This is a genomic window from Amycolatopsis sp. Poz14 (assembly GCF_006704225.1).
In the GTDB taxonomy this organism is placed as follows: Bacteria; Actinomycetota; Actinomycetes; order Mycobacteriales; family Pseudonocardiaceae; genus Amycolatopsis; species Amycolatopsis nivea.
The window spans coordinates 1,087,675-1,105,072 of record NZ_JACLHD010000001.1 but is presented as its reverse complement, the minus strand read 5'-3'; the positions used below and the strand labels follow the sequence as shown (position 1 = coordinate 1,105,072).

18 protein-coding genes, 1 tRNA gene and 1 riboswitch are annotated in these 17,398 nt (G+C 68.8%); of the genes, 11 read left to right on the top strand and 8 right to left on the bottom strand.

The features are described 5' to 3' along the window. Nucleotides 1-72: 72 nt before the first annotated feature. Nucleotides 73-267, top strand: a complete 195-nt coding sequence (locus tag FKO37_RS05520) for a hypothetical protein (RefSeq protein WP_037809354.1) — start codon at nt 73-75, stop codon at nt 265-267. Here the strand turns inward: FKO37_RS05520 and FKO37_RS05515 are convergent, their stop codons facing one another. Continuing rightward, nucleotides 268-714, bottom strand: a complete 447-nt coding sequence (locus FKO37_RS05515) for a nitroreductase family deazaflavin-dependent oxidoreductase (protein ID WP_238603890.1) — start codon at nt 712-714, stop codon at nt 268-270. Nucleotides 715-839: 125 nt separating this feature from the next. On the opposite strand from FKO37_RS05515, the gene FKO37_RS05510 reads away from it, so the two are divergent. Beyond that, nucleotides 840-1,520 carry a TetR/AcrR family transcriptional regulator gene (locus FKO37_RS05510; RefSeq protein WP_238603889.1) on the top strand — a complete coding sequence of 227 codons (681 nt, stop codon included), beginning with the start codon at nt 840-842 and terminating at the stop codon, nt 1,518-1,520. 46 nt (nt 1,521-1,566) lie between these two features. Then, complete coding sequence (locus tag FKO37_RS05505) at nt 1,567-3,084, top strand: 3-hydroxyacyl-CoA dehydrogenase (RefSeq protein ID WP_238603888.1); 1,518 nt, start codon at nt 1,567-1,569, stop codon at nt 3,082-3,084. A 413-nt stretch (nt 3,085-3,497) separates the two neighbouring features. Here the strand turns inward: FKO37_RS05505 and FKO37_RS05500 are convergent, their stop codons facing one another. From FKO37_RS05500 to FKO37_RS47495, 4 genes are all read right to left on the bottom strand, one after another. Next, nucleotides 3,498-4,472 carry a threonine/serine dehydratase gene (locus tag FKO37_RS05500; RefSeq protein WP_238603887.1) on the bottom strand — a complete coding sequence of 325 codons (975 nt, stop codon included), beginning with the start codon at nt 4,470-4,472 and terminating at the stop codon, nt 3,498-3,500. Continuing rightward, nucleotides 4,469-5,320, bottom strand: coding sequence for a dihydropteroate synthase (gene folP / locus FKO37_RS05495; protein ID WP_238603886.1), 852 nt, complete (start codon nt 5,318-5,320; stop codon nt 4,469-4,471). Before folP ends, FKO37_RS05500 begins: the two co-directional genes overlap by 4 nt. A 25-nt stretch (nt 5,321-5,345) precedes the next feature. After that, nucleotides 5,346-5,436: riboswitch (ZMP/ZTP riboswitch) on the bottom strand. Nucleotides 5,437-5,516: 80 nt separating this feature from the next. Next, nucleotides 5,517-8,660, bottom strand: a complete 3,144-nt coding sequence (locus tag FKO37_RS05490) for a PQQ-dependent sugar dehydrogenase (RefSeq protein WP_238603885.1) — start codon at nt 8,658-8,660, stop codon at nt 5,517-5,519. 92 nt (nt 8,661-8,752) lie between these two features. Further along, on the bottom strand, nt 8,753-9,070 hold the full coding sequence (locus FKO37_RS47495) for a L,D-transpeptidase (RefSeq protein WP_199817306.1): 318 nt from the start codon (nt 9,068-9,070) through the stop codon (nt 8,753-8,755). Between FKO37_RS47495 and FKO37_RS47490 the strand changes: the two genes are divergently transcribed. After that, a complete protein-coding gene (locus FKO37_RS47490; protein WP_199817307.1) occupies nt 9,063-9,581 on the top strand; it encodes a hypothetical protein in 519 nt (172 codons plus the stop codon). The two genes, FKO37_RS47495 and FKO37_RS47490, sit on opposite strands and share 8 nt — an antisense overlap. Then, a complete protein-coding gene (locus FKO37_RS05480; protein WP_037808535.1) occupies nt 9,578-10,096 on the top strand; it encodes a hypothetical protein in 519 nt (172 codons plus the stop codon). Before FKO37_RS47490 ends, FKO37_RS05480 begins: the two co-directional genes overlap by 4 nt. Here FKO37_RS05480 and FKO37_RS05475 read toward each other — a convergent pair. Together FKO37_RS05475 and FKO37_RS05470 are read right to left on the bottom strand one after the other, a co-directional pair. Further along, nucleotides 10,080-10,973, bottom strand: a complete 894-nt coding sequence (locus tag FKO37_RS05475; RefSeq protein ID WP_037808537.1) for a serine/threonine-protein kinase — start codon at nt 10,971-10,973, stop codon at nt 10,080-10,082. The two genes, FKO37_RS05480 and FKO37_RS05475, sit on opposite strands and share 17 nt — an antisense overlap. 17 nt (nt 10,974-10,990) lie before the next feature. Beyond that, nucleotides 10,991-12,733 (bottom strand): class I SAM-dependent DNA methyltransferase, encoded by a 1,743-nt coding sequence (locus tag FKO37_RS05470; protein WP_238603884.1) that lies wholly within the window; start codon nt 12,731-12,733, stop codon nt 10,991-10,993. Between the two features lie 77 nt (nt 12,734-12,810). On the opposite strand from FKO37_RS05470, the gene FKO37_RS05465 reads away from it, so the two are divergent. Together FKO37_RS05465 and FKO37_RS05460 are read left to right on the top strand one after the other, a co-directional pair. Next, nucleotides 12,811-13,560 carry a PP2C family serine/threonine-protein phosphatase gene (locus FKO37_RS05465; protein ID WP_037808538.1) on the top strand — a complete coding sequence of 250 codons (750 nt, stop codon included), beginning with the start codon at nt 12,811-12,813 and terminating at the stop codon, nt 13,558-13,560. A 63-nt stretch (nt 13,561-13,623) separates the two neighbouring features. After that, nucleotides 13,624-13,708: transfer RNA gene (locus tag FKO37_RS05460), tRNA-Ser, on the top strand. 50 nt (nt 13,709-13,758) lie between these two features. On the opposite strand, the gene FKO37_RS05455 is transcribed toward FKO37_RS05460, so the two are convergent. Further along, a complete protein-coding gene (locus FKO37_RS05455; protein WP_238603883.1) occupies nt 13,759-15,201 on the bottom strand; it encodes an MFS transporter in 1,443 nt (480 codons plus the stop codon). A 128-nt stretch (nt 15,202-15,329) separates the two neighbouring features. On the opposite strand from FKO37_RS05455, the gene FKO37_RS05450 reads away from it, so the two are divergent. From FKO37_RS05450 to FKO37_RS05435, 4 genes are all read left to right on the top strand, one after another. Continuing rightward, nucleotides 15,330-16,088, top strand: coding sequence for a TetR/AcrR family transcriptional regulator (locus tag FKO37_RS05450; RefSeq protein WP_238603882.1), 759 nt, complete (start codon nt 15,330-15,332; stop codon nt 16,086-16,088). A gap of 42 nt (nt 16,089-16,130) precedes the next feature. Next, entirely contained in the window at nt 16,131-16,508 is a 378-nt protein-coding gene (locus tag FKO37_RS05445; RefSeq protein ID WP_037808544.1) for a nuclear transport factor 2 family protein, read from the top strand. A gap of 371 nt (nt 16,509-16,879) precedes the next feature. After that, a complete protein-coding gene (locus FKO37_RS05440; protein ID WP_009084635.1) occupies nt 16,880-17,140 on the top strand; it encodes a hypothetical protein in 261 nt (86 codons plus the stop codon). A gap of 5 nt (nt 17,141-17,145) precedes the next feature. Continuing rightward, complete coding sequence (locus FKO37_RS05435; protein WP_043834588.1) at nt 17,146-17,394, top strand: hypothetical protein; 249 nt, start codon at nt 17,146-17,148, stop codon at nt 17,392-17,394. The last annotated feature ends 4 nt before the right edge of the window (nt 17,395-17,398 follow it).

The window sequence follows — 17,398 nt, the reverse complement described above, 5'->3', positions numbered from 1 at the left end:
CTGGGCTGGGCGGGTCGCGAGGGGGAACCTTGAGACACTCCTCAAGAGGGTCCGTCTAGCTAGGAGATGCTCGTGAAGCGGTGGATCACGCTGGCGTGCGGTGTGGTGCTGGTGCTTGTCGGCGCGGTGTGGGTGCTGCAGGGCGTCGGGGTGCTGACCGGCAGTTTCATGACCGGCCAGAAGCTCTGGTTCCTGATCGGGCTGGTCGCGTTTCTCGTCGGCGTGGTTCTCGTCGCGGCCACCACGTTCCGGAAACGCGTGCGCTGATCACCGGGTGAAGATCTCGAACACCGGGTAGCCGGGCGCGATCTCGAGCAGCTTCTCCTCCGGCGCCTTCGCGTCCACGCCCTCGAAGAACGTGCCGACCTCGAATGCCCAGCGCTTGAGGTACGAGCGCAGGATGGCGGGCTTCTCCTCGTCGGACAGCTCGCGGTAGGTGAACGTCTCGGTGCGGCGGCCGACGGTCAGCTGGCCCTCGCCCGCGGCGCGCAGGTTCCGCACCCACTGGGTTTCGCCGCGTGCGGCCACCAGGTACTGCTTGCCCTCGAACGGCAGCAGGTTCACCGGCACCTCGCGCAGTTCGCCCGACTTGCGGCCGCGGACGCCCAGCACCCGGCTGCCCCACACGCTGAGGCCGCGCTTGGTGAGCCAGCGGACGCAGCCGTTGAACGCCGCGGTCGCCTTGCCCGGTTCGAGGTAGCGGGTGCTGGTCATGGGGTCCTCCTCGGTTTGCGAGAGCGGTGCTCTCTGTTGTGAACAGTGAACACCCCAGACCGTCTCGCGTCAAGAGCAGTGCTCTCGGTTTTGCGCAGCGCTCTCGTTCGAGGCACACTGATCGCATGACTGCCGCACCCCGGACCGCCCGCGAGCGGGTTCGTGCCGAGCTGACCCGTGAGATCAAGGACGAGGCCCGCCGTCAGCTGGCCGACGTCGGCGCGCACGGGCTTTCCCTGCGTGCGGTCTCCCGTGAGCTGGGGATGGTCTCGTCGGCGCTGTACCGGTACTTCCCGAGCCGTGATCACCTGCTCACCGCGCTGATCGTCGACGCGTACAACGCCGTCGGCGAGGCCGCCGAACAGGCCGACCCGCACACCGGCGACCCGCGCGAACGCTGGCGGGCCATCTGGCGCGCGACCCGCGACTGGGCCCGCGCGAACCCGCACGAATACGCGCTCATCTACGGGTCGCCGATCCCCGGTTACCAGGCTCCGCAGGACACCGTCGGCCCCGCCGGGCGAGTGGCCTTCGCGCTGGTCGCGGTGCTGCGCGACGCCCATCCGCACGAGCCGGCGGTCACCGCGCCGATGTCGGAGGAGCTGCGCGCACAGGCCGACCAGCTCAGCCGGACCCTGGACCTCGACGCGCCGGCCGAGGTCGTCATGCGCGCCATCGCCGCCTGGACCCAGCTGTTCGGCGCGCTCAATTTCGAGCTGTTCGGCCAGTACGTCGGCAGCGTCGACCCGGCGGACGCGTACTTCGAACACCTCGTCGGGCAGATGGCGGACTTCGTCGGTCTGTAGTCCGGGGTAAGTTCGCCGTGGCGCCAAAGCGAAAGGCAGGTTCGACGTGACGGGATGGGCCGGACAGGTCGGCAGGATCCGGGTGATCGGCACCGGGGTGATGGGACGCGGCATCGTCCAGCTCGCCGCGACCGGCGGGGTCACCGTGGAACTCGCGGACGTGCAGCCGGAAGCGGTCGCCGCGGCGATCGACCACGTCGGCGCGATGGTCGACCGGCTGGTCGCCAAGGAGAAGCTGAGCGAGGAGAAGGGCCGCGCGGCGAAGGAACGCCTCGTCCCGGTCGACGGCCCGCTCGCCCCCGCCGACGGGGTGGACCTGGTGATCGAAGCCGTCCGCGAAGACCTCGACACGAAGCAGACGCTCTTCGCCGGGCTTGAGAAGATCTGCGGCCCCGAAACGATCTTCGCGACCAACACCAGCTCGCTGTCGGTCACCCAAATCGCCGCCGGGCTCGCTGACCCGACGCGGATGATCGGCCTGCACTTCTTCAACCCGGTCCCGCTCATGCGCCTGGTCGAGGTCATCCCCGGCGCGCGCACCGCCGACTGGCTGCCCGGTGAAGCCCTCGAACTCGTCCGCGGCTGGGGCCACGAACCGGTACTGGCGAAGGACGCCCCCGGCTTCCTCGTCAACCACGCGGGCCGCGGCCTGAACACCGAGGCGCTGCAGATTCTTTCCGAATCCCTCGCCGCCCCCGCCGAGATCGACCGCATCGCGCGCGACGTCCTCGGCCTCAAACTCGGTCCGTTCGAGCTGCTGGACCTCACCGGTTTGGACGTCTCGCACGCGGTGCTGGAAAGCATCTGGAGCGGCTTCCACTCCGAACCGCGCCTGCGCCCGTCGTGGCTCACCCGCCCGCGCGTCGCCGCCGGGCTCTTCGGCCGCAAAACCGGCGAAGGCTTCTACCGCTATGTCGACGGAAAACAAGAGGTCCCGCCGGAGCCCACCGCTCCGCCCGCCCCGACCATGCCGGTCTACGCCGCCGACGAACGCCTCGGCCGTCTCCTGTCCGCAGCGGGCGTCGACGTCGTCCCGGACGCCTATCCCGACACGGTTCTCCTGGTGACCCTGCGCGGAGAGTCCACTGTGGACGCTGCGCGGCAACTGGAACTGCCCGCCGCGCGCGTCGTCGGAATCGACGCCCTCGGCTACGAATCGCGCTTCACCATGTCCGTCCACCCCGGACTGGACCCGCACTACGGCCGCGCCGCCTGGGGTGCCCTGGCCGCTACCGGAACCCCGGTGACGGTCGTCCGCGACGGTGCCGCCCCCATCGCGCAACGCCTCCTGGCCTCGATCATCAACACGGCTTGCTACATCGCCGACCAGGGTCTCGCGGCCCCCGCCGACATCGACACCGCGGTGCGCCTTGGCCTGGGCTACCCCCGCGGCCCCCTGGCATGGGGCGATTTGGTCGGCCCGGAAAAGGTCCTGCGCATCCTGAACGGCCTCCTGCGCGGCACCGGGGATCCGCGCTACCGCCCGAGCAGCTGGCTGACCGAACGGGTGGCGCTGGGTCTGCCACTCGCCTCCACCGGCACCCGTCCGGCTGATCTGGCCTGAGTTTTTGTCGGTGGTGCGCAGTAGCTTTTCGGCATGACTGCCACCATCGATCTCACCCTGGACTGCACCAACGCACAACTCCTCGCGGGTTTCTGGAAAACGGCACTCAGCTATGTCGACGAACCTCCGCCGCCACAAGGGGACCAGGCCCCGGCTGGCGGCCCTGGATCAAAGCCGAGGCTGGACGCCTGGGGTCGGCGGGCGGGAGATTCTGGCGGAATTCGAGGGGCGCCATGTGGTGATGGCGGATCCGGAGGGGAGCGAGTTCTGCGTCGCGGCGGTCTCGGCTTAGGTTGTCGAGCTGCTTCGGCTTAGGTTGTGCCGCAACGAAATCTGCCGCAACGGGTCTTCCACATGCCACTATGCCGTCGCAGAATCCCTTCGCCGCCACGGAAACCGTCTCCGGAAAACCGTCAAGACCTGTGCTCGGGAGCCGCCCCGATCCAACGGCGGTAAGCGGCTTCATCGACGTTGCTCCCGCAGACGATCGTGACCACGTGCCGTCCAGCGAAGCGGTCGCGGTTTTCGAGGATCGCGGCCACGCCGAGCGCGGCTGAGGGTTCGACGACGAGTCCGGCGCGCTCGAACAGCAGCCGCATGCCAGTGATGATCGACGCCTCCTGAACCAGGACGGCGTCGTCGGCAACGAGAAGGAGGTCATTCAGCACCGCTGGAATAGGAAAGCGGCCCGCGACGCCGTCGGCGATGGTGTCGGTCGAGTCGGTTGAGACGACGCGCTGCTGGTGCCAGGAGCGCGTCATCGCCGGTGCGCCCAGTGGCTGGACGCAGATCACCTCGACCTCGGGCGCGCGCTCCTTGAGCACGTGCCCCACGCCGGTGGCCAGTGCCCCGCCGCCCAAAGCGATCAGTACGGCATCGAACGTGGGCAGGGTGTCCGCCAGTTCCAGGCCGATGGTTGCCGCGCCTTCGCAGGTCTCGAGGTCCAGGCTGTCTTCGACCAGCCGGATGCCGTCGCGCCGTGCGATGGCTGCTGCTCGTTCGCGTGCCGTTTCGATGTCGCCGTCCACCAGTTCCAGCCGGGCGTCCAGCGCGCGGATGCGCTCGAGCTTGGCGGCGGGTGCGAAGCGGGAGGCCACCACGGTCACGTCGAGTCCTCGGTCGCGGCCGGACCAGGCGAGGCCTTGGCCGAGGTTTCCCGCGCTCGCGCAAACGACAGCGGAGGCGTGGTTGTCGGCGAGCGCGCTGGCGACGACTTCGGTGCCGCGCGCCTTGAAGCTGCGGACTGGGTTCGCTGTTTCGAGCTTGATGCTCACCGCACAACCGAGGTCGCGTTCCAGCGCTTCGCAACGGAACAGCGGAGAGTCGAGGAAAGCAGGATCGATCCGCTGGCGAGCAGCGCTGATCCGAGAAGTGTCGAGGCGCGTCATCGGCTGGCTCCTGCGTATTGGTCCAACGCGGCGAGGACGGTGAGCGCGTCCCGAAGCGCTGCGACGTCGTGAGTCCGGATGAAATCGACGCTGTGGCTGGCGGCATAAAGCTCCGCGGCGAGGCTGGCCGGACCGATCTCCGACAGTTCGCGTCCGGTGATCGCGCGAAGGAACGACTTCCGGGACGGCGAGACCATGATCGGGACGTCGAACCGGGTCCGGATCGCGCGGAGTGCCGCCAGGACAGCCAGCGACGGTTCCGGCGTGGCGCCGAGAAAGTATCCGAGTCCGGGGTCGATGATCAGCCGTTCGCGGTCGATGCCAGCCGCTTCGAGCGCGGTCAGCCGCTGGTCGAAGAACTGCTCCAGCGACGTCAGCACCGCCTGCGGGTCGGTGCGTACTTTGGTCGCGGGCCCCCGCCGCTGCACCGAGTGCATGACGACGAGGCGGCATCCCGTACCGGCCAGCTCCGCATACCGTTCAGGGTCCGGAAATCCCTGGATGTCGTTGAGAAACGCGGCACCGCGAGAAGCGGCGAACAGGTGGGTCCGGGGCTGGAACGAGTCGACCGACACCGGGACGCCGTCGGCGACCAGGTGGTCGAGGACCAGGTCCAGCCGCCGGATTTCCTCGTCGGCGGTCACCGACTCGGCGCCCGGATGACTGGCCGCGGGGCCGAGTTCGACGACGTCCGCGCCCGCCGCCAGTAATCGGCGAGCGTGCGCGAGCGCGTTCGCCGGGGTCAGGAATCTGCCGCCGTCGGAGAACGAGTCCGCGCTGACGTTCACGATTCCCACCAGCCGCGGCCGGTGCCAGGACGCTTCCGAAAAAGCCAGAGCTTGAACCATCGCCGTGTCTCCCGGATCTCGATCCCACAAGAGCCCAGGCGTACGGCACGACGTCACGTGGACGAGGTCGCTCCCCGATGGTGATCCATCTTCACACGCCAGTCACGACCTGCGGACACAGTAACAAGAAACTCCGGTGCGGAGCTACCACCAGGACGGCCGTCGGCGAGGACACCGACGGCCGCCCCGAGCCGACTCACCACCGGTAATTCGTGGTCACTCCATACCGGTAAATCACATAACCGCCCTGGAAATCGCTTCGGGCCCCGCCGCTGATCGGATACTCATCCGAGGTAGGCAACCCCAAATATCCCCACTCCCAGCCAAGCGCGGCCCACCGTTTGCGAATCTCCCCTTGCACCATGTGCGCCCCGGTACGCGGGCTCCAGTAGATCGACCCGCCGCCGTTGAAGTGGTTGTACCGCGCGATCCCGTTAGGCGTACCGGTTTCATCGGTCGTCGGGTAACCGAGACCGCGCTCCCAGCCGAGAGCAGCCCACTTGTCCCGAATCGCCCCACCAATCTGGTGCGCCCCAGTGGACGGCGTCCAGTAGATCGACCCGCCCACCGTGAAGTGGTTGTACCGCCCGACCCGGTCCGGCGTCGCGGACTCATCCGTGGTCGGGTAGCCAAGACCGCGCTCCCAGCCCAGCGAAGCCCACTTGTCCCGAATCGCCCCGCCAATCTGGTGCGCACCGGTAGACGGCGTCCAGTAGATCGACCCACCAATAGTGAAGTGGTTGTACCGCCCCACTCCGTCCGGCGTCGCGGACTCATCCGTAGTCGGGTAACCAAGCCCCCGCTCCCAGCCCAACGAAGCCCACTTGTCCCGAATCGCCCCGCCGATCTGATGCGCCCCACCGGTAGGCGTCCAATAAATCGAGCCACTGGTGAAGTGGTTGTACCGCCCGACCCCGTCGGGAGTCCCGGACTCGTCGGTGGTCGGATACCCGACCCCGCGTTCCCAGCCGAGAGCGGCCCACTTGACCAGAATCTGTCCCTGGACCGAATGCGCCCCGGTGGACGGCGTCCAGAAAATAGCCGCGGCCTGGCTTCCCGGCGTACCGATCAAATGGTTGTACCGGCCCACCCCGTCCGCGGTCCGGGTCTCGTCGGTCGTCGGCGGTCCGTACACCTGATGCCCGCCGATCGCGAGATAGCGGGCCAGGATCTCCCCGCCGATCTCATGCACCCCGGTAGCCGCGGACCAGTACAACCGCCCATTCGCATACGGCCGATACCGCACCGGCCCGTCAACGACCTCGGGACCCGTTGGCGCGCCAATCGAACTCCGCAACTCCGGCTCAGCCGCATACCGCTGATCGATCGCCGTCAGGTAGTTGGCGGTCAGCGTCATATCACCAGCGCCGACGGTGATCGACCACGAAGAGGTAGCCGGACCGCCCTGCCAACCGGTGAACTTGGAGACCCCGTCGGTGCCAACCAACGCAGCAGTCACGTCAAACGTCGCACCCTCAGTGACCATCGCACTGCTGACGCCACCCTCGCTCGGGATGCTCAACGCGGCCGGCTGCGTGCCCACCAACGTCAACCGGTGCTGGCGCGGGTAGGCAACATACGTCTTGCTCGCCTGCACCCCGGCGCTGTCCGTGACCGTCGCGGTGAATTCCATCCGAGAGTCCGTGTGATCGGTAAACGGAACCGTCAAGGTCGGCCCCGTCGCACCGTCACTGGGATGCACGTGGCAGGCGCCGAGATCCGGACAGTGCCGAATCAATGACGTCCACGTGACGGGAAGTTCGCCATCCTCGGCATCAGTCGCCTTGGCGGACAACGAAACCTGCTCACCCACCGCAAAAGTCTTGTCCGGCGCGGACAAATTCAGCACCGGCGAGTGATTGCCCGGGGCGACAGCGATCTTCGCGGTCCCGACCCCGCCGAGCGGATCCGAAACCGTCAACGTCGCGGTGAACGAAGCGCCATCCCCGTACTGATGGCTGGCCTGAACCCCGGTGCCGGTGCTGCCGTCGCCGAAGTCCCAGGAATAGGTGAGCGGATCGCCGTCCGCGTCAGTCGAATCGTTGGCAGCAAAGGAAACCGTGCGAGTATCCGGATCCGTCGAGGAAGTAGCCTTCGCCACCGGCGGAGCGTTGTTCGTCGAGTAGCTCAACCGCCGCAGTACGCCGGAGTTGAGGTCAGTGAAGACGATGTCCCCGTTGGGCGCAGCGGAAATCCGGGTAACCCCGCCGAAATTCTGGAACGGCGCGGGACTCGTGGGCGCCTGCGTGAGCTTGCCCTGCGCGTCATACCGCAGCGTCCAGATCTTCTGCCCCGCGTAGTCCCCGAAGAAGTACGCACCCTGATAAGCGGCCGGATAAGTCGTGCCGCCATACACAATCCCGCCGGTGACACTGTTGCCCTGCGCCGGGCCGGTCCCGTGCTGGTAGTCCCACAACGGCGGCGTGTTCACCGCCACGGCACAACGCGCGTCAGCCGAATAGCCCGGCGTCGGGTGGTTCCCCTCGTAGCAAGGCCAGGCGAGATTCGCGCCCGGCTGCACGACGTCCACTTCTTCCCACGTGTACCAGCCGACATCGCCGACCACCGGCAGCCCGCTCTTCGGGTCGAGACTGAACCGGAACGGGTTGCGGAATCCGCTCGCGAACACCTTGCTGCGAGCGGAATCCGGCGCGGCGGCGTTGTAGTACGGATTGCTCGGCACGCCCTTGCCGTCCGCGGTGAGGTGCAGGATCTTGCCGAACGGCGAATCGAGGTCTTGCGCGACGAAGGCGACCGGGTTGGTCTTGCCCGCGTCGCCGTTGTCTCCGACGGAGTACCAGAGCGTGCCGTCCGGCGCGGGGTAAACCGTGTCGAGGCCGTGGATGTAATACGGACTGCCGGGCAGGTCGAAAATCACCTTCTCGCCGGTCAGCCCGGACGGATGTCCCGCGCCGTCGAGCTGCACGGTGAACTTCGCGGCGCGCATCGTGTACTGGCCGTTGCCGAGCGAGACCGAGCGGTTCAGGTAGACCTGGTGCGAGGTGGCGTAGTCCGGCGCGAGCGCGATGCTCGTGAGGCCCATGTCGCCCTGCGTCTCGACCGGGAAGGTCGCGATCCGCTGCGGCGCGCCGCCACCCGCGGCCGGGACCCAGTTGACGACGCCGGACTTGCCGAGCGCCAGCACGCTGTCATCAGGCAGCCAGGCGAAGTCGGTGAACTCGTACTGCCCGAGCCCGGTGGGCAGGTCCCGCAAAACGAACCCCGGCGGCAGCGCCGGGGTATCGGCTGCTGCCGCCGGGGCGACGGCGGTGACCGCGATGGGGACAGCGACGACCGCTAATGCGGCCACCACCAGGGAACGGAGCTTGCGCCAGGCCATTCGGGACCCCTTTCTCAGCGACCGGTAATCGCTCAGAAGGGGGACGAAGTTGCCTCTATCGGGTGATATTTATTCGACCGTGACGCGTCCGGTCAGGGCACGACCTGGACCACGTCGCCAATGTGCAGGGTGTTGAAGAACCGCAGCGACGACGTCGCCGACAGGTGGATGCAGCCGTGCGAGTACACCTTCAGGCTGCCGGTGTGGAAGGCGTCGCCCGGGTAGAAGAAGACCGAGTTCGGCATCGGCGCGTTGTCGAACTGCTTGCTCAGGTGCAGCTTTTCCTTGGACAGCACGTGGAACGTGCCGGTCGGGGTCGCGTGCCCCTTGCGTCCGGGCAGCATCGAGACGGGGCCGTAGATCACCTTGCCGTCCTGCAGCAGCCAGGCGCGGTGCGCGGAAATGTCCACGCAGGCGCTGGTGCCCGAAGCGGCGGCGGCCGCGGCGCACGGGACGTCGGCGGTGCTCGGCTCCGGGTCGGCCTTCGGCTTGGGAGCGGGCTTCGGCGTCGGTTTCGGAGTCGGCTTCGCGCTGGTGCTCGCCGGGCTGCTGCTGGTCGCCGGGGCAGAACTGCTGGTCGGCGCACTGGAAGACGAGACGGGCACGCTCGCCGCCGCGGGCACCGCGCCGCCGCCGGCAGCTGACCCAGCCGTGCTGCCGGAGCACGCCACGAGTCCGAAAGCCGCGGCCAGCGCCGCCATCCCCACCAGAACCCTCTTCACGATCCGGTACCCCCGCGTTCGGTCGGGTCGCATTCGGCAGGACCCGTATCACCCGAATAGACGACCATCACCCCTTCGTGGTTGCTCGGCAATGGTCACGATCCGGCTTCTCCACCCCGGGGTTGAGCCGCGGATCCACCTGGCCCCAGCCCGTACGCCGACGAAACCCGCATCGATTCCGGCGAGGCTGGAAGCATGAACCTCGGCCCGCTCACCATCGTTCTCTACGCCGCGATCGCAGCGCTCGTCCTGTACCGGGTCGTCTACCGGCAGTGGCGCGGCACGCTCCTCAGCCGCAAGCGTCTGCTGACGCTCCCGTTCATCCTGACCGCGATCGGCGTGTTCTCCGCCGCCACCGCGTTGCAAAGCGCGACCGCGACGGAGTACGCGCTGCTGGCTGGCGACGTCGTGGTCCTCGGACTGCTTGGCGTCCTGCGAAGCTCCACTTCGGTCCTCAGTGCGCGCGAAGGCACGACGTTCGTGAAGGGCACTCCGCTCACTCTGGTGCTGTGGTTCGCGACCATCGGCGTACGCGTCGCCTTCTCGTTCATCGGAGCCGCGCTCGGCGTCAGCAACACCGTGACGTCCTCGACGATCATGCTCACGATCGGCGTCAGCATCGGCGTACAGAACGCCTTCACCTACTACCGCATTCAGAAGCGCGGTCTGCCGCTCTCGGAGCAGACGCCGACGACCATCAGCGCTCGCCGCTAAGCCCCACCATGCGCGCGTACATCCGCGAAGGACTCAACACCGTCGCCGGATGCAGGAACCCCGGCAACGGCGGCAAGTCCCGCGCGAAAGGCACAAGATGCGCGTACAGCACCTCCGCCCCAGACGGCCGCACCGAAGGATCCTTCGCGAGCGTCGCAGCGAGAAGCGTGTTCAACTCCCGAGGCACACCGGGCACGACTGGCGCTGGTTCCTTCACCTGCTTGTCGAAGACCGCGTACGCCGTCGGCCCGGTGAAGACCGGACGGCCGGTGAGCATCTCGTGCAATACGCAGCCGAGCGCGTACAGGTCGCTTCGCGGCTCCGCGTGCCCACGCTGGATCTGCTCCGGAGCCATGTACGACGGCGTCCCCAACAGCTGCCCCGCGCGCGTGAAGCGAGCAGTGTCGGCTTCGCGCAACACAGCGAGCCCGAAGTCCATCACCTTCACACTGCCGTCCGGACAGAGCATCAGGTTGGCCGGCTTGAGGTCACGGTGACAGACCGCGCGAGCGTGCGCCGCCGCCAGGACCGCGGCCGCTTGCGCCGCGATCGCCGCCGCCCAGGACACCGGCAGCGGACCGTGTTCGGCGAGCAGATCGTCCAGCGTCACGCCTTCGACGAACTGCATGACCTGGAACAACCGGTCGTCGTGGGCACCGAAGTCGTAGAGCGTGGGAGCGCCGGGATGGTCGAGCGTCGCGAGGATCCGCGCTTCGCGGGCGAAGCGTTCTTCCAGCTCTTCGTCGCCGCCAGGAAGCCGAAGCAGCTTGATCGCGACCTGCCTGCCGAGCCGCCGGTCGAGCCCGCGGTGCACTGAACCCATGCCGCCCCGCCCGAGCGGCAGATCGTCGACCTCGTAGCGGTCCGCGATCAGCATGGGCCCCCTCACAGCGCTCACCCGCCACCGGGCTTCAGCCGTCCTTCGGCGAGTGCGGCAAAGCCTAGCCGCACCAGGTCGCGACCGATTTCCGCGGTTTGCCGCAGTGCCCGGTCGAAGTCCGCGAGCGCGCGGAAAGCGACGCCGTACGCACGCTGCGTTTCGAGCGGATGCCGCGGCACCTTCAGCCGCCGTGCGTCGATCCGGGTCGACGCGCTGTGCACCGGGAAGTCCGCGGCGCGCAGACATCCGGCGAGGAACTGCGGGTCGAGCCGCTCCGGATCCACGCGATAACGGGAAAGCGCGGGCCCGAGCCGCACCGGCGCTCCACTGTGGACGATCACCGCGCCGGTGACCGACGCGACCACGTCGCCCTCGTGGGCGAGCACCGCCGCCGGATCCGGCGCGGCGTGCCCGGTCGGCGGGCCGCCGATGAGGACGTCGTCGGTGGTCAGCACGGGTTCGTCGCCGTCAGCGGTACGCGGCGGCGCGTGCGTGATCCGCAGTGCGCCCGCCTTCACCAGCTCGCCGACGGTCGTGTGCGCCGTTTCGCCGGACGCCGGTTCCAGTTTGGGCAGCTCGATCCCGATCTGCCCGAAAACCCGTTGCGCGGCAAGGAAAGCCTCACCGGAATCGCTCTCGCCGGGACGGCCGGACGGGCTCAGGTCGACGTCGTCGTCGAGCACGTCGATGATGCGTTCGCCGGTGTCCGGATCGGCCAGGAAGTCCTGCCACACCTGCTCGACGTCGTCCGCGGTGGTGTCGGCGATCAGCACCGTCGCCGGCGCGCGCTGCTCCGGCTCCGGGCGCGTGAGCAGCCAGAGATCGGTGCCCGGCGCGAGCGTGCACACCGCGCGCAACGCGCCCGCCCGAAGCAGGTTGGCCCGGATGCGTTTCCCGCTCCGCCGCCCCGCCGCGGCTCCCGGCATCAGCACCGCGACCGCGCCACCTGGTTTGACGTGCGCGAGGCAGTGCTGCACCCACGCCAGCTCCGACTCGCCCCGCGGCGGCAGCCCGTACTCCCAGCGCGCGTCGCCGACGAGTTCCTCGTGCCCCCAGCCGCGCTCGTTGAACGGCGGATCGCACAGCACGACGTCAGCCAGCCGGTCCGCGAAAGCGTCCGCGCGCAACGCGTCCGAGGCGTGCACCTCCGTGTCCGCGCCGTGCAGCCGCAGCCGGATGCCCGCGATCCGCGCGGTGTCCGGGTCGACGTCCTGCCCTCGCGCCCGGGTCGCCGCGGCGGCCAGCAACAGCGACCCGAACCCGCACGCCGGGTCGAGCACCGTGGCCCCCTTCGCGCCGGTCAGCCGCACCATCAGGTCGGCGTACGCGGTGGGCGTCGTGGAGAGCCGGCGGGCGTGTGCTTCGAAGAAACGGTCGCAGAGCTGCTCGAACGTCTCCGCCGCGCCTTCGCTCGCGGCGAGCTGCGAGATCAACGCCAGCAACCCCGGATCGTCCGGCCCCTCAGCGTCGTCCGCGAGGTACTCGCCGACCGCCGCCAACCGCGCGCCGAGGTCGAGGTCGTCGCCGAGCGCACGCAGCCGTTGCCACGCTTCGTCGATCGGCGCCAGCTCGAACGGACGACCGCGCCCGCGCAGCCACGCCTGTACCTCCGGAAGCGAAAACAACGGGCTGGACGCCGTGCCGCCCACTGGTTTGGGAAAATCGTCATGGCGCCGCCGCCAGTTGCTCACCGCCGCCCGGCGCACGCCCGCCAGGCGCGCGATGTCGGCCGCACTCACCGCCGCGTCGTCTGCCATGGGGAGCACGATAGCCGACGACAGCGGTTTCCATCGTTTTGCTTGTTAACTCAGTCAACCAATGGTTTTATGGGGGCATGGCCACCGAGCAGACCCGGTTCATCCTGCGCTACTCCGCAGGCTCGGACCAAGGGCGACGACGCACCAACAACGAGGACTCCGTCTACGCCAGCGGGCGGATGCTCGTGGTGGCCGACGGGATCGGCGGCCAGCCGCACGGCGAGGTGGCCAGCTCGACCGCGGTCAGCGTGCTGGCCTCGCTGGACGCGGAGCTGCGCACGCTCGACCTCACCGCGCACAACCTGTCGAACCTGCTCTCCGACGGCGTCCGCCGGGTCGCCGGGCAGCTCGCGCAGGTGGCCGAGGAAACCCCCGCGACGCACGGCATGGGCACCACGCTGACCACGCTGCTGTTCGACGGCACCCACTTCGCCGCGGCGCACGTCGGCGACTCCCGCGGCTACCTCCTGCGCGACGGCGAACTGCAGCGCATCACGCGCGACCACACCCTGGCACAGGCCCTGGTCGAAGACGGCACCATCAGCGCCGCCGACGCCGACCACCACCCGCGCGGCTCGATGCTGATGAAGGCGCTCCTGAGCACCGGCTCGGCCGAACCGGACGTCTGGGAGTTCACTCCGCAAGCGGGCGACCGCTACCTGCTCTGCTCCGACGGCCTCACCGCGGGCGCCAGCGAACCGGCCATCCAGGACGTCCTCTCCGACGGCACCCCCGAGGAAATCGTCCCCCGCCTCATCGCACTGGCCAACGAGGGCGGCGGCCCGGACAACATCACCATCGTGGTCGCCGACGTCGTCCCGGCCTGAGTCCGTCGCCGCAGGTCGGACCACCTGCGGAAGGCCGGAGGGCCATCCGGTATTCTTCCCCACGGAGGATTGGCCGAGCGGCCTAAGGCGCACGCTTGGAAAGCGTGTTGGGTTCACGCCCTCGCAGGTTCGAATCCTGTATCCTCCGCTGCAACACCACGAAGGTCCCGTCCGCAGTGCGGCCGGGACCTTCGTCGTTCAGCGGATGCGAGCGATCACCAAAGCCGCGCCGGCGGTCAGCGCCGCGCACACCGCCGCCGCCACTCGGGTTTCCGTGCTGAAGGCCGCGAAAGCCGCCTCGCGCAGTGCGTCGCCCGGTGGGAGCTTTGCCGCGGACTCCAAGGTTTTCCCGGAATCGGACGGCATCGCCGCGCGGTAGACGGCCGCGCCGATGCTGCCCAGCAGGGCGATGCCCATCGCGCCGCCGAACTCCGCGGACGTCTCCGCCATCGCCGACGCCATTCCGGCTCGCTCCGGGGGCGCGGCGGACAGGATCACGTCCGTCACCACCGCCGCGACTCCGGCGATGCCCAGCGACACCACCGTGAGCGCCGCGATGAAGTACCCGATTCCGGGCGGCGGCAGCGTCAGCAGGACGAACCCCGCCGCGGCCACGAGCAGGCCGATCGTCATCACGCGCGGCTTGCCGATCCGGCCGGCCAAGGTGGCGGCCGCCCCGATCCCGACTGGCATCACGGCGAAGGTCGGCAGCGACCACAGCGCCGATTCCAGCGGGCTCATTCCCCGCACGATCTGGAGGTATTGCCAGGTGAACAGGTTGAACCCGACGAGCGCGAACGTCGCCAGCAGGTCGATCAGCAACGGCACCGCGAACGCACGCGACCGCACCAGCGCGAGGTCGATCAGCGGATGTGCGGCGGTGCGCTGACGGCGTACGAAAGCCACGCCTACGGCGAGACCGGCGACGCAGCTCGCGATCGACAGCCAGCCGAAACCGTGCGCGGCGATTTGCTTGACGCCGTAGACGATTCCGAGCACGGAGACGATCGACAGCACCGCGCCGAGCAGGTCGAACCGGCCTGTCGCGGGGGTGCGGTGTTCCGGCAGCAGCAGCGGGCCGAGCGTCAGCAGGAGAACCATCACCGGCACGTTGATCAGGAACACCGAACCCCAGTGGAAGTGCTGGAGCAGCAAGCCGCCGATGATCGGGCCCAGCACGGCGCCGCCCGCGAACCCCGCCGTCCACAGGCCGACGGCGGTCGCGCGCTGCCGAGAGTCGTGGAACATGCCGCGGATCAACGCGAGCGTGGACGGCGCGAGCGTCGCGCCGGCTATGCCGAGCAGCATCCGGGCGACGATGAGTGTGGTCGGCGTGGCGGCGAAGGCGGCGAGGATCGACGCGCCGCCGAACGCCGCCGCTCCGGCGAGCAGCAACCGGCGACGGCCGATCCGGTCGCCAAGCGTGCCCATCGTGATGAGCAGGCCGGCCAGCAGGAAGCCGTACGAGTCCATGATCCAGAGCAGCTGCGAACCGCTCGGATCCAGATCGGCGGTCAGCGACGGCACGGCCACGAACATCACTGACATGTCCATCGACGCCAGCACGCACGGCAGCAGCAGGACGGCCAGTCCGGCCCATTCCCGTGGACCGGCTTTCGCGGGGGAGGTTTCTTCGAGCATGCGTACAAAGTACGCATGCTCGCCGCCGCGCTTCAAAGTCTTTTATCCAGCACCTTTACCGCGCAGGTGACCGACGAGCTAGACTTTCCGCACGCTCGGTCGACGTGTGACGAAAAGAGGTGTCTCGAGTGAAGTGCGGGTCCTGCGGAAAGCCGCTCGCCGCTCCGGACCGGGGCCGCCCGCGGCAATACTGCTCAAGGGCCTGCCAGGCGAAGGCGTACCGGGCGCGCAAGGCGGAGTCCGAGGAAGACCGCGGCCACCTGACCGTCGACCGGATCGTCCGAGCGGGGATCGCGGTCGCGGACGCCGAGGGGCTCGAAGCGTTGTCGATGCGCCGGGTGGCCGCCGAACTCGGCGCCGGAACCATGGCGCTTTACCGACATGTCGCGTCCAAAGACGACCTGGTGGCGTTGATGGTCGAGGCGGCGCTCACCGAGGTCCCGCTGCCGGAAACCCCGCCGCGCGACTGGCGCGACGGGCTCGAACGCGCCGCTTTCCTCGACTGGGACCTCTACCACCGGCACCCGTGGATCCTGGCGAAAGTGCTGGTGACGACCCGAACCCACGACAGCCCCGCCCTTTCCGCGGGCAGCGAGCACGCGTTCGCCTCCTTCGACGGTCTCGATCTCGACCCCGCCGACGCGTTCCGGTACATGTTCCTGTTCGCCTCGTATGTGCAAGGCGTGGCGCTCACCTACGTCAGCGACGTAGAGGCCGAACGCCGCGGCGCACCGGCGCACAACCCGAGCTTCGCCGACTACCCGCGGCTCGGCAGCGCGATGCGGTCGATGGCCGAGCCGTGGGACCTGGACGAACTGTTCGCGTCCGGGCTTTCCGGTGTCCTGGACGGGATCGCGGCCGATCTGGCGCGCCAGGGAATCCTCTGACGGCGCGCCGTCCCACCCCTCGGACGCTGGCAGACTTCGTTCATGGACCACAGCGCCGCGCAAGAGTTCGCCGACCACTGGGCAAAGGCTTGGAACGCCCACGATCTCGACGCCCTGATGACCCACTTCGCCGAGGACGTGACCTTCCGGTCCCCGGTCGCGGTCCAGGTGATCGGCGGCGACGGCGTGCTCCGCGGCAAAGCGGCGTTGCGCGCGTACTGGGCCGAAGGGCTCCGCCGGATTCCCGATCTCCGCTTCGAGGTCGTCGGCGTCTACGTCGGACTCGGCGCGCTCGTCATCAACTACCGCAACCAGAAGGGCGGACTGGTCAACGAGGTCCTGGTCTTCGACGGTCCGCTCGTCGTCGAGGGCTACGGCACTTACCTCGGCGACGACCCGAATCCGGCAGGCGCTCGCTGAACCGGGCGGCGGGCCGTCGCTGTCCGCAACCGCGGCAGGGGCTGGGATCGGCCGAACGGTCCTACCCGCTAGGCTTCGCCGCAGACTTCATCGCAGCCGTCCGGAGAGGTTTCCCGGTGTCACGAATACCGTTTTGACCTGGGCGTTGGCCGGCGCACCCATCCCGATAACCCGCAGGTCAGAAGGCTGAAACGCGGGTTTCGGGCCCCGCGTGCGCACCCGATGAGCCGACGCCCGACAGGCCCCGGACTGCCGACCGCGTCCGGGGCTTTGTCGATTCTCCCGTTCCCACTTACTTACCGAAGACACCTGATCACGCTAAGTTTGTATGTGGTCGTTTCAGCCCACGACGCACCGAGGAGCCCGCCCCCATGGCCGGAGTGGAAGAGATCCGCGCTGGTATCGCGCTCGCGAACGAGAAGGCGTCCGCGAGCATCGCCGCGCTGCAGCAGGCAGCGCAGGCACTCGAAGAAGCACAGCTGTCGCTGTCCCAAGCCACCCAGGGCAGCAGCCAGCACGAGGTGAACCAGGCGCACGGCCTGCTCGCCGAAGCGCTGCAGGGGATCACCGGCATGCAGAGCACCATCCAGGCCGGCATCTCGTCGGCCGACTCCTACTCGGCGCGGCTTTAACGCCGATGTCGGGGCTCGCCGAAATCCACCAGTTGCTCACCGCCGCGCGAGCGGGGGTCGGCGACGGACGGGCGCATGCCGAGCGGGCGCAAGCTCTGCTCGGCGACGCCCGGCGCGCACTCGTCGACGCGCAAGCCAAGGCAGATCCGTGGCTGCCGCAGCAATTGGCGCAGGCCGACGAGGCACTCGAGCACCTCCTCACCCGTTTAGCCGCCGCCGACGAATTAGTGGGCGGCTACCAGTCACGCCTGTAGGGAT

Coding starts and splice junctions, on each gene's coding strand:
- FKO37_RS05435 (WP_043834588.1), top strand. CDS start 17,146: ATGTCGGGGCTCGCCGAAATCCACCAGTTGCTCACCGCCGCGCGAGCG.
- FKO37_RS47490 (WP_199817307.1), top strand. CDS start 9,063: ATGTCCACGCAGGCGCTGGTGCCCGAAGCGGCGGCGGCCGCGGCGCAC.
- FKO37_RS05500 (WP_238603887.1), bottom strand. CDS start 4,472: ATGACGCGCCTCGACACTTCTCGGATCAGCGCTGCTCGCCAGCGGATC.
- FKO37_RS05445 (WP_037808544.1), top strand. CDS start 16,131: ATGGACCACAGCGCCGCGCAAGAGTTCGCCGACCACTGGGCAAAGGCT.
- folP (WP_238603886.1), bottom strand. CDS start 5,320: ATGGTTCAAGCTCTGGCTTTTTCGGAAGCGTCCTGGCACCGGCCGCGG.
- FKO37_RS05515 (WP_238603890.1), bottom strand. CDS start 714: ATGACCAGCACCCGCTACCTCGAACCGGGCAAGGCGACCGCGGCGTTC.
- FKO37_RS05465 (WP_037808538.1), top strand. CDS start 12,811: ATGGCCACCGAGCAGACCCGGTTCATCCTGCGCTACTCCGCAGGCTCG.
- FKO37_RS05480 (WP_037808535.1), top strand. CDS start 9,578: ATGAACCTCGGCCCGCTCACCATCGTTCTCTACGCCGCGATCGCAGCG.
- FKO37_RS05510 (WP_238603889.1), top strand. CDS start 840: ATGACTGCCGCACCCCGGACCGCCCGCGAGCGGGTTCGTGCCGAGCTG.
- FKO37_RS05475 (WP_037808537.1), bottom strand. CDS start 10,973: ATGCTGATCGCGGACCGCTACGAGGTCGACGATCTGCCGCTCGGGCGG.
- FKO37_RS05470 (WP_238603884.1), bottom strand. CDS start 12,733: ATGGCAGACGACGCGGCGGTGAGTGCGGCCGACATCGCGCGCCTGGCG.
- FKO37_RS05490 (WP_238603885.1), bottom strand. CDS start 8,660: ATGGCCTGGCGCAAGCTCCGTTCCCTGGTGGTGGCCGCATTAGCGGTC.
- FKO37_RS05440 (WP_009084635.1), top strand. CDS start 16,880: ATGGCCGGAGTGGAAGAGATCCGCGCTGGTATCGCGCTCGCGAACGAG.
- FKO37_RS05455 (WP_238603883.1), bottom strand. CDS start 15,201: ATGCTCGAAGAAACCTCCCCCGCGAAAGCCGGTCCACGGGAATGGGCC.